11 protein-coding genes are annotated in these 16,102 nt (G+C 36.2%); all 11 read right to left on the bottom strand.

The features are described from left to right. Nucleotides 1-23: 23 nt before the first annotated feature. The 11 genes from ACFOGI_RS09100 to ACFOGI_RS09050 all read right to left on the bottom strand — a co-directional run bounded on the left by ACFOGI_RS09100 (nt 24) and on the right by ACFOGI_RS09050 (nt 16,098). Nucleotides 24-218, bottom strand: coding sequence for a hypothetical protein (locus ACFOGI_RS09100; RefSeq protein WP_390271637.1), 195 nt, complete (start codon nt 216-218; stop codon nt 24-26). A 215-nt stretch (nt 219-433) separates the two neighbouring features. Next, the gene (gene betA, locus ACFOGI_RS09095; protein ID WP_390271636.1) at nt 434-2,119 is read right to left on the bottom strand and encodes a choline dehydrogenase; all 1,686 of its coding nucleotides are present in this window, start codon (nt 2,117-2,119) and stop codon (nt 434-436) included. Between the two features lie 1,401 nt (nt 2,120-3,520). After that, entirely contained in the window at nt 3,521-4,468 is a 948-nt protein-coding gene (locus tag ACFOGI_RS09090) for a GAF domain-containing protein (RefSeq protein WP_390271634.1), read from the bottom strand. A 580-nt stretch (nt 4,469-5,048) separates the two neighbouring features. Then, nucleotides 5,049-5,462, bottom strand: coding sequence for a Swt1 family HEPN domain-containing protein (locus ACFOGI_RS09085; RefSeq protein WP_390271632.1), 414 nt, complete (start codon nt 5,460-5,462; stop codon nt 5,049-5,051). Nucleotides 5,463-5,816: 354 nt separating this feature from the next. After that, nucleotides 5,817-10,436 (bottom strand): hypothetical protein, encoded by a 4,620-nt coding sequence (locus ACFOGI_RS09080; protein ID WP_390271630.1) that lies wholly within the window; start codon nt 10,434-10,436, stop codon nt 5,817-5,819. A 168-nt stretch (nt 10,437-10,604) separates the two neighbouring features. Beyond that, nucleotides 10,605-10,850: a hypothetical protein gene (locus ACFOGI_RS09075; RefSeq protein ID WP_390271628.1), complete on the bottom strand. Its 246-nt coding sequence runs from the start codon at nt 10,848-10,850 to the stop codon at nt 10,605-10,607. A gap of 248 nt (nt 10,851-11,098) precedes the next feature. Further along, the gene (locus ACFOGI_RS09070; RefSeq protein ID WP_390271626.1) at nt 11,099-12,442 is read right to left on the bottom strand and encodes a 2-hydroxycarboxylate transporter family protein; all 1,344 of its coding nucleotides are present in this window, start codon (nt 12,440-12,442) and stop codon (nt 11,099-11,101) included. Nucleotides 12,443-12,548: 106 nt separating this feature from the next. Next, entirely contained in the window at nt 12,549-13,610 is a 1,062-nt protein-coding gene (locus ACFOGI_RS09065; protein WP_390271624.1) for a tartrate dehydrogenase, read from the bottom strand. A gap of 191 nt (nt 13,611-13,801) precedes the next feature. Then, nucleotides 13,802-14,464, bottom strand: coding sequence for a GntR family transcriptional regulator (locus tag ACFOGI_RS09060; protein ID WP_390271622.1), 663 nt, complete (start codon nt 14,462-14,464; stop codon nt 13,802-13,804). A 158-nt stretch (nt 14,465-14,622) separates the two neighbouring features. Beyond that, nucleotides 14,623-14,952: a YolD-like family protein gene (locus tag ACFOGI_RS09055; RefSeq protein WP_390271620.1), complete on the bottom strand. Its 330-nt coding sequence runs from the start codon at nt 14,950-14,952 to the stop codon at nt 14,623-14,625. A gap of 234 nt (nt 14,953-15,186) precedes the next feature. Then, nucleotides 15,187-16,098 carry an endonuclease I family protein gene (locus tag ACFOGI_RS09050; protein ID WP_390271617.1) on the bottom strand — a complete coding sequence of 304 codons (912 nt, stop codon included), beginning with the start codon at nt 16,096-16,098 and terminating at the stop codon, nt 15,187-15,189. Nucleotides 16,099-16,102: the final 4 nt, after the last annotated feature.

Here is a 16,102-nt window from a genome sequence, read left to right as displayed (position 1 = left end):
ATCAAATTGATGTCCGGCTTGGGTCAAAAAGATGGCATTACTGGGTCAATTCGATGGCTGTAAACACTGCACTGTCTCGCGTAGAAATTGGCTTTCTTCGCAGCGATCAAGTTCCAATTCAACATATCAGAAAGATAGTGCGTATCTTTTGTGGAGAGTACTTGCGGCGGTTCCATCATCATGTTTTGCTGGCTGGATTGCCCAGGTTGTTGCTGCATATCCACTTCTCATTCCTCCTCTATTTGATTTCACCCTTACCTTCCCCGAAGAAATAGAGATTATCCTCCAAGGCTAAGCGTGTGTTCTTTGAAGGTGAGTTGCTGTTAATGTTGTCAAACCTCCACAAATTAAAAAGAGAAGGCACTCTTTCATTATGTATGCTGATGCTCAGCTGCATTTGAAAAAGGCCTTCCCATGGGAAGCATTATTCGGTTTAAGATTTTATTGTTCCTGCATCGGCTGGGTCTACCCCATGACGGTAAAAGCTTGCATTGATAGGCTCAAGCGGTTTACGTCCAAGGATGATGTCCGATGCTTTCTCCGCCAACATCAATACAGGCGCATGGATATTTCCGTTAGTGACATATGGCATGGCAGATGCATCAACCACTCGCACATTGTCGAGTCCATGGACTTTCATTGTTTGTGGGTCCACAACAGCCATTGGATCTGAAGCCGGCCCCATCTTTGCCGTGCAACTTGGATGGAGTGCCGTCTCGGCATCTTTCGCTACCCAGTCCAAAATCTCTTCATCTGTACGAACAGAAGGACCAGGCGAGATTTCCCCTGAATTATAGGCAGCCATAGCTGGCTGAGCCATGATTTCACGTGAAATCTTCACTGCTTCAATCCATTCCCGACGATCCTGTTCGGTAGAAAGATAGTTATAGACCATGCTCGGGTGCTCTTCTGGATTTTTTGAACGAATTTTTAATGATCCTCGCGCATCAGAATACATAGGCCCAACGTGTACCTGGAATCCGTGCTTCGTATCCGCTTTTTTCCCATCATAACGTACTGCTACTGGAAGGAAGTGGAACATCAAGTTTGGATAATCAACTTCCTCGTTCGAACGGACAAAACCCCCACCTTCAAAATGGTTGGTTGCCGCTGCACCTTTTCTTCCAAGTAACCACTGCAAACCGATCCAAGGCATCTTCACTTTATTTAAGTTAGGCTGCTCGGAAACCGGCAATGGGCAAGCGTATTGGATATACGCTTCGAGATGGTCCTGAAGGTTTTCACCTACACCCGGAAGATCAACTACTGGGTCGATACCAACGGAGTTCAAGTGTTCCGCATCACCCACACCTGATAGTTGCAGCAGCTGTGGCGTATTGATTGCACCCCCTGCAAGTATAACTTCTCCAGCAGTGACATGATGTATCTTTCCGTCTCGTTTATATGTCACACCGCTTGCTCGGGTACCATTGAAGTCGATACTCGTAACGAAAGCTCGAGTTTTCACCGTAAGATTCTCTCGGTGCATAGCCGGATGCAGATAGGCACGGGAAGGCCCAAACCTTCTACCTTTGTATACATGCTTATCAAACGGTGCGAAGCCCTCTTGTCGATAACCGTTCACATCAGGAGTTCGCGAGTAGCCAGCCTGGACAGCTGATTCAAAGAAGGCTTGGAATAACGGATTAGTAGCTGGTCCCCGCTCCAATTTGAGAGGACCATCTTGACCACGAAATTCATCATCTGGATCTGCTGCTAAAGCATTTTCCATTCGTTTGAAATAAGGCAGACAATGCGCAAAGTCCCATGTTTCCATGCCAGGGTCGGCTCCCCAACGTTCATAGTCCAGTGGATTACCGCGCTGGAATATCATACCATTTATTGATCCTGAACCTCCGAGCATCTTTCCACGAGCATGCTTGATACGGCGGCCATTCATATAAGGTTCAGGGTCAGATTCGTATCTCCAGTCGTATAGCTTTTTCCCAGCGGGGAACGGCAAAGCAGCTGGCATTTGGACTAATAGGTCCCATGCAAAATCACTGCGCCCTGCTTCCAGAACCAGCACACTCCGCTTTCCATCTTCACTTAAACGGTTGGCGAGTATAGAACCCGCACTGCCACCACCAACTACTACATAATCATATGTTTGATTCATCTTTCGTACCTCCTTGGATATTCAAAATTGAATGCGAAAATCAATGCAAAATGAAAAGCATTCAAGAAAAGTTTTCATCAACAACTAGTTTGCTAGGTTTATTCTCAGGCTTAAGCTTCCGATAGATATGTATTTCTGTGTATTCTTCCAACTTGGGGATTCCCCTGTTTAGATCCACACACAGAGCCAGGGCAAAATAAGTGCAATTTCCCTCGCTTCCAGAACCCAAGAATGCCTATTACTTTTGTAAAATTACCTTCCGTTAACTTTGTTAAATTTTTATTTAACGTTTTTAACATACTTAATATATCATGTCGAATTTTGTTTGTAAACCCGAATCAAACATAAGTAATGTGAAATTAGTTGTGCATGGGACTGTTTTCAGCTTAGTAATGTTTCCATTTCGATGCTGCAAAGTTATTTAGTAGTCAAAGAAAAGGTGAGTACGAAAGGATGGACAAACAGATAGAGTTCGATGTATACAACAATTTATGAAGGTATTATGTACCTTAGGAAGAAACACACGATCCAAATTCCCCCGACTGCTGACAATAGATATAAAAATAAGCCTCCCACCTGTTCAATGAACAAGTGAGAGGCTTATAATTTTGGCAATCAAGTCGATTCCAAGTTGGGAATCTTTCAAATCTCCGGTGTTCAAAGGGGGTGAGCGGTTATTACATCATGCCGCCCCTAACGTCTTAACCATATAATCATGGTAGCAAATTTTATAAACGCTGTCATATCAGGACTTTTAGTGATTTTCACTTCGTAAACCTATATTCTAAAATACGCTCTTATATTTTTTTTGTGACCAAATTTGAGCAATGAACTTGAGGAATTTAAATTTATATAAGGAGGTTCTTTTGTTAGAGAAGGGTTCATTATCAACTAAGAGTGTAGTTATGGTTATTACTCTATCGGTCTATTTTCAAATTGCTAGTGTGTTTTGTTACTTTGATGGTGATTTCTACTTTATCGATCTTCTTATGTTCAGTGATAAAGATTCCTAAGAAGATGTTGTTAATTAAAAAGGGGGGGGTAAGCCCCCTTAATAGAACCTTTATCGGAGATAGTTAATAACGCAACAACATATCAAAACATCTTTATTAAGCGGGAGTAAGAGGAATGAAAATAAGCCCAAACAAAATACCTTTCTTGTTTCTCTTGTTTTGCACTTATATTTCCTATGGAGAGTTTGTACACCTAATACTCTTTTTTTCTTTTAACACGCCCACTAGTGTCAGTGTAAATATCAGCTAGCCCTAAATGTTGTGCCTTTCGTAACAGCTGGTCAGTTCTTTTTCTTGATGCTCTTACCGTTTCCTTTTGTTTTCTCTCTAAACTCAAGTTGTTACGACTTCGCTTATATTCCTTGACAGCATTCATCCTTTACACCTCTCATCCTTCTTTGATTTTATCATAAAAGTGTGCTAGTGCGCACATATCCGCATAGAATATAACTGTTCTTATATCATCCTCTTGAAACTCTTCCACATTTTCACTTTGGACACAAAGGACACCCACGATTTCCCTCCCAATCTTTATGGGAACTCCTAAAATGGATCCGTACTCATGTTGAGGGGCATACTTCCCTTTAAAGTATTCACTTTCATTCACATCAGAAACAAGTTTTGTTTCACCTGTTTCCCATATATGGCCTGCAAAACCTTCTCCTTTCTTAAACTTCCTTTTCCTAGAAGAAGAAAACTCTATTCTGTTATAAGTAAACATTTCTAATTGGTTATCGTTTATAAAATATATCGTAGAGGATTTATCAGCTCGATCTTCTAAGAGAACAGTAACGCACTCATCCAAGACGTTATTACAGAATTCCCATTTCCAATGATTTTTTCCCTCATTTAATAGTTGTAGCAACGAACGCACTAGTCTACTTGCATTTTTATGGTGTCTAATGAAAATATCACTAATATAGGCTATTTGTTCTACTTCAAGGTCTTTCGTTTCTAATTCATTCAGGAGTTCATCAGTATATTGTTCATTTTCATCAAGTTTATTTTCTAAAATCCTATTTTCCTCTAAAAGCTTTTCACCTTGTCGACTGTAGTGCTTCTCAAAATCAGGATGATACATGAAGTTTGGCAAATTGGTCGTACCTATTGAAATTTCCTGAGGATTTGAGCGAATTTCCCTAGCTAGTGTAAGTGTAGCGATGATTAAACTAGATAGAAACCCCAGTACTAAAGCAACTTCTATTGCATTTAAATCACTTTCGGTATTTATTGCTTTGTGTATTTTCACATATGCCTCGCTAATCCCTAAAAAAGTTATTAGCACTAAAACTAAACTAATAACAAAGCTTAATACTCTTTTCCAATTTTTATGCATATAATCCCCCAAAAATACATTCTTATTCCACTCTAAAAAAGTAATTAATCATTTTACTGCCCCTAAGTGTAGTCGCTACATTAATCCTTAAGCATTAGAACCATTTTGTACCATTTCTGGATTACTGTCCATCATGTATCTCCTCCTTCATTTTCATAAGTTCGACAGTAGGAGACAACATTCCTTGAAAAACATTTGCAAGTAAGTAACAAGGAGATCAGTGATTTTTTCCATATAAAACACTTTATTGGACAAAGACATCATAACTGCTGTTACTTTCTTTTTCGTTTTCCACCTGATCTTGAAATGCCCGAGAATGCCCCACCAAATACTTCCTTCCTTGATCTGTTACCATCACTATTCGGCGAGTGATGGTAAGGAAACTTATCAGCGTAATGAACGAATATAAGAGCAAAACAATAAAGAATAAAAACAGGGATTAAGCGTAGTAAGAGAAAATTCCAAATTCCCTCAGACTCATTTAAAAAAATATTACTACCCGCCCCGCAATTTTAGAGCCAATTTAGTGTATATCAAAGTATGTATTCCTCTTCTATGAATCATCTTAACAGAGGCAAAATTAGTGTATAGCAGAAACTGATTTTCTGTTCCGGCCATCACTAATTATCTCTTCTGCAAAGCACATATATTTCATGACTAGCTTGAAGGTATCCTGTAATCGCGCCATTTCTTCATTATTAACGCTCTTACAATGAGCAATTTTATTTCGAATGGGAACGGTTCTTATCAGTTGGAGGTAAACATCTTTAGGGATATCAGCAAAACAGGGGTATGCTCGCAGCATGGAGATAAGTTCGTGGTAATAGAAGGAGTTAAAGTGTTTAGAGTAGGGTTTGTATTTCATGGTGGCAGGAGCTTTAATCTGCCAGCCGATCCCAAAAGTTTTCTCCATTGTTTGTTCAATGTATTGACTCAGCCCGGTTTCAATCTCAAACAGCAGCCCATAGGCTTCTTTCATGTATTCAGTTTTCATATACCTATTCTCCTTAATCATTCTGTAAGTAAATAGTACTACGTATATATAGATTCGACAGGAATAAACGAATTCCTGCATCAAAACCATTTATACCCAAAAAAATCACCCCTCAACTGAGGGGCTGGTCAATAAAAGAATCTAGGACACTATCCAAAGGAATTATGGATTGACCCTCATCATTTAACTAAATCTGTTTATACAGCAAATTAATCTTTAACAGTTTACCTGTAGTAGTTGTATAGTCATACATGACATAATATATAATTCAAGTTATAATAAAGTTTCTTGGAAAAAACTATCTTTACTATGACAAAAATATATAAATAACTGTTCTTCTTCTCTTCGTATAAACTACATCTCCATAATTGTCCTAGTTAATTCTCGAATCGTTCCAATTCGGTTTTCAAACATTTTATCCCACATATCTAAACAACGTTGATTAACTTCAAAATCATCGTGGGTTCTGTCATAAAGTAAAGCAATTAATTTCGATAGTTCCGGTGCTATATCATATAGTTCACTTCCAACATTCTGAATTTCTTGCTGTGAGTCTTGAATTGTCTTATGGATCACACTGAATATAACTTCTTTGAATATTATAATTGATACATCATTTTCATTTATAAAATCTACAAAGCGACGCATCATTCTTCTAGAAGATTTAGAATTTACCAATTTTAAAATAAACTCTTCGTCTTCTTGTATATTTAGCTTTTCTTCATGTAGTAATAAAGAATAAGAAATAGTAAGGTCATCATCTTTTTCTTCATCAAAAAAATACATGATTATTTCTTTGCACTTTTCATGATATCCTTGATAACCAATAAGATCAGCTGCTACTTCGATGATGCCCTCTTTCTGAACTCTTGATCTTTTAATTTCTTTAAAAATAATATCCTCAAAGCACCCATATAGCACACTCATATTTGCTATATGATTAGCCCCTACTTTAGCAACATCTTCAAACTTTGAATTATACATTTCTACAACTAACTCTTTAATGGATTTTGGATATTCTTTATATAAATGATAAAACATGTTATACGCATATGGATGAGCAGCGATTCTTATATCTTTGTTTACTAAATCAAAAAAACACTTAACAGCATATTCTTTATCAATGTTCATAATTGGAATGATACACTCAATTGCAGACATATTTACAGCCACATTCTTATCTTTCACAATTGACTCTACAGCATCCTTCAAATATTCATATCTATTGCTATCTTCCCACAGCAAAGAAGATATTGTTTCTCCTGCACATCCTCTTACACAGTTCATTGAATTAGAAAATAAAGATTGAACTTTTTTTCCTTCTTTATCATCTGAAGACACTACATTTTGTTTTCCCTCTTCGGGATTAGGGTGGTTCTTAGCAATATAGGATATTTCACTTAAAATATAGTTATCCCACGATTCTTCTGCCCTTTTTTTTAGTCCCCTACAAAAAGACATTGCAACATTAATATCCTCTTTATTTCCCCATTTTTTATATAATATGTGTGCTACATCAAGACTAACAGGCTTCCAGTTTTCATTTTCAACAATATTCTTACCTTCATCATTTTCTCCTATAATATCGAAAATAGCTCTAACATAGTTGTTGTCAATGTCTTCTGACAATTCCAATGCTAGTTTAGCAATTCTATCTGGATTATCCTTACCAATTCTTTCAAGATCCCTGGAAAATTTCTCCGGAGAAGATTCCAAAAATGGCCCTTCTGATAAAGACCATTTCGCCTTTTTATAGCCCTTCGTTTCAATAATTCTTAACCATTCTTTATCAGTGATTTTTTCAGCATTACTCCCAATAGTTGAACCAACCCACCCGGATTTAACTTTATTCCTTCTATGTCTGTTAGATTGATCTTTAAATCTCCGCTCTAATACTCTTTTAAGTTCGTAAGTTATTTTAGATATTCTGTTATGGTCAAGGGCTGGAATTAAATAATTTTGTACCTCCCCCCAGAATGGCCAGTGAACTATAAGCTTATTCTGTTCATTCCTATTTTCTCTATTAAACTCAAATCTGTGTTTTGCTATTTCTAACTCATCTTCTTCATGATAATAATAAAGATTGTTTTCTAGTCTTTTAAACACTTCATCTGAGCATGTCTTAGAATGTTTTTCTATTATTTTTTTAGCTGTAAATAAGTATTCGTCAGAGTCCCCGGTGTAATTGAAAAATCTTCTGTGAGGATTCTCAATCAACCAGCATATCGCATAATCAGAGTAATCAATCGGCAAGCGTTCCATAATGCATAATAAAATCTCATTTATTATAAGTGAAAAGTAATCATGATATTTTTCACAACTTTTTAATAGATTCTTCATATCTCTCTTAATTAATTCTCTTCCTGAAGCCTTAACCATCTCTACATAAGCTCTTCCATACAATTGATCCATATATTGTTTTGATTTCCAAAAATCTAATTTATTGTCATAGACTGAAAAAGTATTTTTGGTATTTTCTGCAATATATGGCATAAAACCTTCCCAGATTTGATATGGTCTATCTTTTGCAATTTCTGCAAGTGCTTTTATTGTCTTATTACTCAAATCGTGTCTTTTCTCAATTACCTGCTTGTTAACATTTTTAACGATCATGTCAACTAAACATAGCGCTCTATTAGGAGAATTATTAGTAAGTCTATCCCAAGAAATGTATGCATTCCATAGTTGTGGTCTAAACTTTAAAAGCTCCAACCTAAATTCAAACATCTCAGTAGAATCATCTGTGATATCCCAACATAGTACATTGTAAATCTTATTATCCAATTCAGGTTTCTGAAATGCTAAAGGATAAAGCAATGTAGTCAGTTCATTAGGTAACTTAGAGTTAACAGATCTAAGTAGCATCATTGCTAATTCCCTATCTTGTTCACAATTAAGCCATGAATTAATGTAACCTTCACGAATCAAAAACTTTATAAAAATAGGATGGTTAATGAATACAGCATCCAATAAATGATTTCTCCAGTATTCTGAATTTATATATTCTTTTAAGAATACTTCCACTTTTGACCTGATTGAGTCTGCCTGTCCCAATACTTCTAAAAAAACATATTTCATGTAAAAGCGTATATTCTCAGTTTGTATTATCTCAAGTCCTACATCTACAAAATCATCTATATCATAGTCTAGTAGATTTTCTAATAACATTTGAAGTTGATATCTTTTCGACGGCGTCTGTTTAGAAGGAAATCCCAGAATACTAGTGATTGAATTACCTTCAAATATCTGTTGAATCATTTTTTCAACCAAAAAATAGTCATAAAAGCTTTGATGAACAAAACCGATTTTCTTACCATCTGAAATCAATAGTCCATTGGATAATAGTTGCTCAATTGCAAACCTAGAGCAATGACCTACCATCTGTATAGGAATCATTAGCTTTCCTAAATTATCTATTTGATTTACTATTGTATCTTTAAGGTCATTTAAGTCATTAATAGAAATACCTAGAATTTCACTATTAATACTTAATTGCATCCACCATTGTTTTATTAAATCACTAGAAGATATGAAAGTATTAGTCTGTCTCTTTTCCTCTAGGTTTGACCAGATATATAAATTACTAGGTGTTTTTAACAATGCTCTAAGTTTAATTGATAAGTTATTATATGTTTCCCCTACAACTTCCTTTACGTTTTCATTATCTAGATCACTCATTATTATTTCTTTCCATGTGTCTTCCCTGATATTAGTATCCACTTTTGAAAATAATTGCTTTATGCCATTATCATTTTGGAAATCAAATGTACGACAAACAACAACTATTATTATTTTTCTATCTCTTTCCTTATTAATATTGTTTACTTCAGCTATCATCTCTTTACATACTTCGAGTGCAGTACTTGAGTGGTTATTCGTCCATCGAACTGCATCCAGTTGATCTAAAATCAAAACAGCCTCTTTATCTTTCGAAACTGCATCAATACAAAATACAGGTGATGCAGGTAAATCTAATTGTTCACCATAATTATTAGAAGAATTCCTTGGAATACGCCGATCTAGTTTTAGTGCGAGATGTACTATATTTTCTTCTTTAAGCTTATTTAACAATTCAATGACACAGCCGCTTTTTCCACTTCCTGCTTTCCCATGTATAATTATTGAATTTCCATTCAGAAATTCTTTATAACACTTTTCACTTTCTTGCCTATGAATGAGAGAGTTATTAATTTTAACAAAAGCAGAATCATACTCAGCATTCAGGTATTCTATTCTTGGTATTATCCGCTCGTCTTTATGTAATTGCCTAAATGAAATGTCAGTTTGACTCTCTAGATAATTTATTATCATATATGATGATATTTCTCTTCCTAATAAATCATTTTCTATTGGGTAGTTCAATAACAGATTATAAATAGTTTCGGGATTCCCGATAAAAAGATACTTTATAGTTTCCTTCAAGGTTGTTTTTGTTTCTAAATCGTCGGAGAAATGGATAACATACATTCTCTTCAAATAATGAAAAGCCTGCTCATTGTCTTGTTCTAAATTATGATTCAGGTCAAGATATTCAACAATTTTTCTATATGCTTTATGCACATCTGTACTGTTCTTTATTTGATATTTATAAAAATCTCTAGGATTATCATTTGAATTTCTCGCCCTGTCAGTAATATCATTCAACATCATACTATTAACTGCTGAAACAAATTGATAAGTAACTTTTTCACTTGAGTCTAATTGCTTTTTTGCTTTTTGAAAAATACCTTTTGCACCTAAATCACCGACAGTCCAATACTCTTTACTTCCATTTCTCCCCTTACATTGTGAGCACATTTGAGTACCATCCTTATTTCTAACCCAAAGATCAATCCCCTCTTCTTCTTCTCCAACGGCTTCTAGTGTAATTGACGCTATATCTTCTTTTATTAAATGGAGTAGTTGCTTTACTACCCATCTCCCCTCATATCTATTCCCGAACTTATCCGCTCTACCACCAGCTTCAAATGGCATAGTGTCCCCTCCATTTAATTAGTTATTTTTGTTTTTTTTTTCTTATCATTCATAACAGCCATAAATTTAAATCTTATAATATTGTTATAGTATAACTAAATAAGCTTCTTATCACCCCATTAGCATTCTTACAATGAACATTTTTATTTCGAATGGGAACAGTTCTTATCAATTGTAAATAAACGTCTTTGGGGATATCAGCAAAACAGGGTATGCTCGAAGCATGGAGATGAGTTCGTGGTAATAGAAGGAGTCGAAGTGTTTAGAGTAGGGTTTGTATTTCATGGTAGCAGGAGCTTGGATTTGCCAGCCGATCCCATAGGTTTCCTCCATTGTTTGCTCAATGTATTCAATCAGCCCGGTTTCAATCTCAAACAGCAACCCATAGGCTTCTTTCATGTATTCAGTTTCCATGTGTCCATTCTTCTTAATCGTTGTATAAGCAAATAGTACTACATACATATAGATTCGACATGGCTAAACGAATTCCTGCATAAAATACAATCATTTCCAAAAAAATCACCCCTCAATTGAGGGGCTAGTCGATAATTACATCCAGGACACTATTCAAAACGCTCGGGATCGAAAAGTCGATTAAAACTTAGTTGAACCTTGGCTGTAATTCGTTTTACCGAACAGTAGAGCAGTAACTATCTCCTATTCTACATAAGGAAAGGAGCTATTAGAGACAAAATAATCAACATAATGGCTCCACCAATACGGGAGGATATTTGTAGGAAGGGCATAAGATTCATTCTTCCTGCTGCACTAAGGACAGCTACATCTCCCGACCCTCCCATATCCGCCATACCAAGCCCGGCAGCAATGGAAGACTCGACGAAATAGAATCCAACCAAGAGCCCAAAAAACCCGGCAGCAAGTACTGCTATTATTACAGTAATTACTGTTAGACTGATATAGCTAGGGTTAGTAACAATCTCTATAACACTTGAAAAGTCAATCATTCCTGCACTAATCGCCACTAATATAGCCGGCACCCATGCCTTAGTTATAAAGTTATACCAATCTTCGGATGCTTCCTCAACATAAGATGGCAAGACATTAAATATTTTCAATGCAGCAGCTCCTAAAATAATCCAGACGTATGAATGGAAAGCAGGTATTAACTCAGCAACAATTTTTCCAAAAACGAAGATAGTGGTAGCCGTGATAATTCCAATAATCAGACTGTTTACAGAGAAAGGAAGCTTTGAACTTACACTTTTCAGATCAATTTTTTGATTATTGTTTTCCAATCTTAATATTTCTCCGTCACCTGAAAAGCTCTTTGATCGATTTTTCCTTTTACCTAGCCCATTTAACGTTCCTGCTGCAAGAATACAAATCATATTGCCAACCATTACAGCAGGCGCAATTTGAGCTAATATAGTCCCTGAATCCTGGCCACTGGTGTCTGCAAAAATCTCTGCCATTGGTATCGCACCTGCAGCCATACCCCCACCCATAATAGGCCCTACAACATAAAAAATAGTTTCTCTAAATCCAAATCCGATTAAATGACCGACAAGGCCCCCAATTAATAAGCCAGATGCAATAGCTGCCAAAAGCGGGATGAAAAAGCGAATTCCAATTTTCATTAACATCTTACGATCCATACTAAGAATACTCCCCACTATAATACCGGTTACAGCAAAATCCGAAAAACCAATCTCGTTGTAAAAGTTATCGGTTAGGACTCCCATGCTTTCCGGCAATATTCCCCAGTATAAAAATAGAGCCGGGATTAGTATACAGAGGATAGGCCCTCCTCCAAATGTATTGAAAACTGGTATTTGATTACCAACCCACATGAGTGCAAGTCCAAATACCATTGATACGATAAGCCCACTGGCAAAGTTTTGCGGAAGGATTTCCATATAAATACCAATTAATAATACAATTACTACTCCGCTGAACACGGGAAGGCCAAATCCTGCAATCTTTAGTTTTTCCTTGAAGTCCCCTTCTAACCTTTCATTAATCTGTTCTTCTTTCAACTGGGCCATCTAACCACTCCTTTTATTGTTTTGAATTCATTGGAAAGCGTTTTCATTATTTTAGAATATATAAATCTATCTAAGGAGATAGATTTATATATTGATATCTATAGCGTTAAACCTGTTCCTTCAAACGCTTAATAATCTCATCTGTTACTTCTATCGTTGAATGTTTACCGCCTAAATCCGGTGTCATAATTTGATCATGTGTAATACTTTCCACCACATCTAATAACAGGGATCCTATTTCTTCTTCACCATGATGATCCAACATCATCTTTGCTGTCCATACCTGCCCAATTGGATTTGCAATTCCCTTCCCAATGATATCTGGAGCTGATCCATGTACGGGCTCAAACATAGATGGGTATTTTCCGTTCACGTTAATGTTTGCAGCTGGGGCAATTCCCACGCTACCCATTATGGCTGCTCCTATATCTGTTAATACGTCTCCAAATAAGTTACTAGCTACAATAATATCAAACTTTTCTGGATGCGTGACAAAGAATGCAGCCAAAGCATCAATATGTTGGGAGTCAGTTTGTATACTTGGATAATCTTTAGAAACTTCTTTAAAAATCTCGTCCCAAAACGGCATAGAATGGTAGATGCCATTTGACTTTGTAGCACTAGTTACATGTCCCCGCCTTTTAGCAGCCAACTCGAATGCAAACCGCATAGCCCGTTCCGTTCCTTTTCGAGAGAATATACTATTTTGAATGGCGATTTCATCTTCATCTCGGAAAATTCTACCGCCTACCGAACTATACTCTCCTTCACTATTCTCCCTAACCACCATTAAATCAAAGTCTTTTGGGTTAAGTAGATTAGATTGAACTCCACTAAGCATTTTAGCGGGACGTATATTAATCACCTGTTCAAACTCTCGACGAAGCTTAATCAGAAGTCCCCATAGTGAGATATGATCTGGGACCAACTTTACGTTTCCCACAGCACCTAGAAAAATGGAGTCGAATTCTTTTAATCTATCAATCCCATCCTCACCCATCATATCTCCATGCTCTAAGTAGTATTCACAGCTATAAGGAAACTCTGTGAAATCAAATTGTAACCCTCCATGAACGTCTGACACCGCTTTCAAAACATCGATAGCGGCAGGTACTACTTCTTTCCCTATCCCGTCTCCAGGTATAGATGCAATCTTTAAGTTTTTCATAGTGTATACCTCCTACTTATAATTGTTATTTCTATTAGTTGACGGTCGACTGACGACCTTGTAAAAATACTATAATTTAAATTCAGAAATTTATCAATACTTTTTATTATATTTTTATATCTTGCAATAAAAAAACTGCAATCCCTAAACTGGGTGCAGTTCTATTTGCTAATAATATATTTGAGACTACTTCATTCAAAATTATCCGGAAGAACTGATATTAAATGTTCTACATCCATTTCCAAATGCCGAATCATCTCGGCGGCTGCCTGCTCATGATCTCTAACTTTTATGAACTCAAATATTTTCCTGTGTTGATTTAATATAGTTTCTGCTCTACCTTCCCCCTGAAAATTTAATATTCGGAAATAATTTATCAAACCTTTTAAATCTTGCACTTGCTTTTGTAATCTCTCGTTTTCTGTTGAAGCAAGAATCAAACTATGAAACTTTTCATTCAAAGTAATTATTTTATTAGAGTCTTGTTCTTCCTTTATTGTTTTTTCAGTTTCGTTCAAAATTTTACTTATTTCCTCTAATTGGGCATCACTTGCAAATTTTGTAGTTAACCTTACAGCGAAGGACTCTAGCGCCATTCTACAATGGTAGATATCTTTCATATCTTTTAAAGTGGGTTCATAGACTACCATTTTTGAATTCTCAACAATTAAGAGTCCTTCTTTCTCAAGAATTCTTATTGCCTCTCTAATCGGACTTTTACTTACATTGTATTTCTTGGCTAAATAGGTCTCATTGATTCGATCACCTGGTTGATATTTACCGTCAAAGATCATTTGTTTAAGCATGTGATAAAATTGTATATAATATGGCTCTTGTTTTTTTAAATCACTCACCCTACCCCTCCTTACTTCACAATTTACACCTGTATTCTAACTATATATAGTATGTCAGAACTTAGCAAATTTATTATACAAGCAGATTCTTATAGCCGAACCTTCCCCTCCTTCTGATTATAGTAAGATTATGCCTTTGTTCGATATGCAACCACAGACTAGTCAATAAATATATCCATGATACTATCCAGAGGTATTACAGTTCGGTCCTCATCATTTAACTGGATCTGTTTATTCAGCGAATCAATCTTCAGCAGTTTACCTGCAATTGTCTCATAATCATGGTTAGCATAATATTTAATGTTAACCGTCAGGTTGCTATGTATCGCCAGCTGCAATTGAGCATTGATGTCCTGCATCTTCTGCTCATCTAGGATGGGCTTCTCCTTGTATTCCTTTTCTTCCCACATTTTATTTAACAGCTGAATATGCTCCGGCATCATTAACGAAGTCCACTTTTTGGTTCCACGATCGTTTAGTTGGCCCATTCTGCATCCACCTTTCTACTCTTAACAGGAACATTTGTTCTTATGTTATCATTAAGATTATTATGGTGCAAAGTTAATAATTAACAAGATATCCTTTTTAATACCTTTAAGATACCTTGCTAGCGAAAAGATATTTCAGAACAGTAAACTATGTATATTTTTTCTGTTACTACAAAATATATTCATTAAAAAAGGCCTCAGCGATAGACCCCTGAGGCAATTTACTATAGAACATTATATATTAAAGCATTTTATCATTTCCTTTGGAAAATCGATGAACGGGTTTCGGTTTCCTTGAATCTCATAAATAGCCTGGTTGCGATGTTTTTCATAGAGGTCAGGTGGGAAGTTCTGGTGCCAATCCAATAATAAATCCTTATCGATACCTTCCTTATAGGATGATTCTATCTCGTCAGGATACCTGATTAAAAAATACAACATCGCTCTCGCTACTGTTCCTTTACCACTTTCTGGTTCAAATAATCCCTCATCTGCCTTTCCGCATTTCTCCTCTATTCTCTTCGCCCTCATTTCTTCTGGTTCATAACCCTTAAAATCGTGGTATGGATAATTATTTCTTATGGAGTTACAAACAGGTTCACAAGTAAATAAGTGATGGAGATCTCCCCGCATTGGCTCTTGTCTATTGAACCAAGACTGTGGGACGGAATGCTCGCAATTATATTTGAAATTATTCTCAATTTGAGCCAACCTATCATCCATCAGATATTGGTCTTTATCAGTTATTTTTTCAAGCTCCTCTTTTCGTTTGATGGAAATGGCATAGTCCTCTTTGATCACTTCTTCCGCTTTCCTTCTTCTACCTGAGTAAACGCTGGTAAGATTACCATCAGGACGTAGATCAACCCAGGGATAAACATACTCGCTCGGGTCGTAACTCACCTTGTTTGTGTGGGTGTCCTGGAGAAGCTTACTTAATGTTTGAACCAGCTCATTATCATTAGAGTTTTCAAGGGTAATGTTTTTATAATATTGCTCGATCTTTTGCTTATCTGTTTCCTCATCATAATATTCTCTTTTGTCTTTCTGTATATTTTCTTGAGTTACTCTAAGCTGAGAAAGAATGATGTTGAGATGCTGAGGATTTTTGGTCGTGGGGGTCAATTTATCAGGAGATACATTCATACTC

Source organism: Virgibacillus xinjiangensis, from assembly GCF_042643145.1.
GTDB lineage: Bacteria > Bacillota > Bacilli > Bacillales > Amphibacillaceae > Virgibacillus_O > Virgibacillus_O xinjiangensis.
Note: the sequence above shows the minus strand (reverse complement) of the source record. Positions and strands in the feature narration are given on the sequence as shown.

Coding starts and splice junctions, on each gene's coding strand:
- ACFOGI_RS09100 (WP_390271637.1), bottom strand. CDS start 218: ATGCAGCAACAACCTGGGCAATCCAGCCAGCAAAACATGATGATGGAA.
- betA (WP_390271636.1), bottom strand. CDS start 2,119: ATGAATCAAACATATGATTATGTAGTAGTTGGTGGTGGCAGTGCGGGT.
- ACFOGI_RS09090 (WP_390271634.1), bottom strand. CDS start 4,468: ATGCATAAAAATTGGAAAAGAGTATTAAGCTTTGTTATTAGTTTAGTT.
- ACFOGI_RS09085 (WP_390271632.1), bottom strand. CDS start 5,462: ATGAAAACTGAATACATGAAAGAAGCCTATGGGCTGCTGTTTGAGATT.
- ACFOGI_RS09080 (WP_390271630.1), bottom strand. CDS start 10,436: ATGCCATTTGAAGCTGGTGGTAGAGCGGATAAGTTCGGGAATAGATAT.
- ACFOGI_RS09075 (WP_390271628.1), bottom strand. CDS start 10,850: ATGGAAACTGAATACATGAAAGAAGCCTATGGGTTGCTGTTTGAGATT.
- ACFOGI_RS09070 (WP_390271626.1), bottom strand. CDS start 12,442: ATGGCCCAGTTGAAAGAAGAACAGATTAATGAAAGGTTAGAAGGGGAC.
- ACFOGI_RS09065 (WP_390271624.1), bottom strand. CDS start 13,610: ATGAAAAACTTAAAGATTGCATCTATACCTGGAGACGGGATAGGGAAA.
- ACFOGI_RS09055 (WP_390271620.1), bottom strand. CDS start 14,952: ATGGGCCAACTAAACGATCGTGGAACCAAAAAGTGGACTTCGTTAATG.
- ACFOGI_RS09050 (WP_390271617.1), bottom strand. CDS start 16,098: ATGAATGTATCTCCTGATAAATTGACCCCCACGACCAAAAATCCTCAG.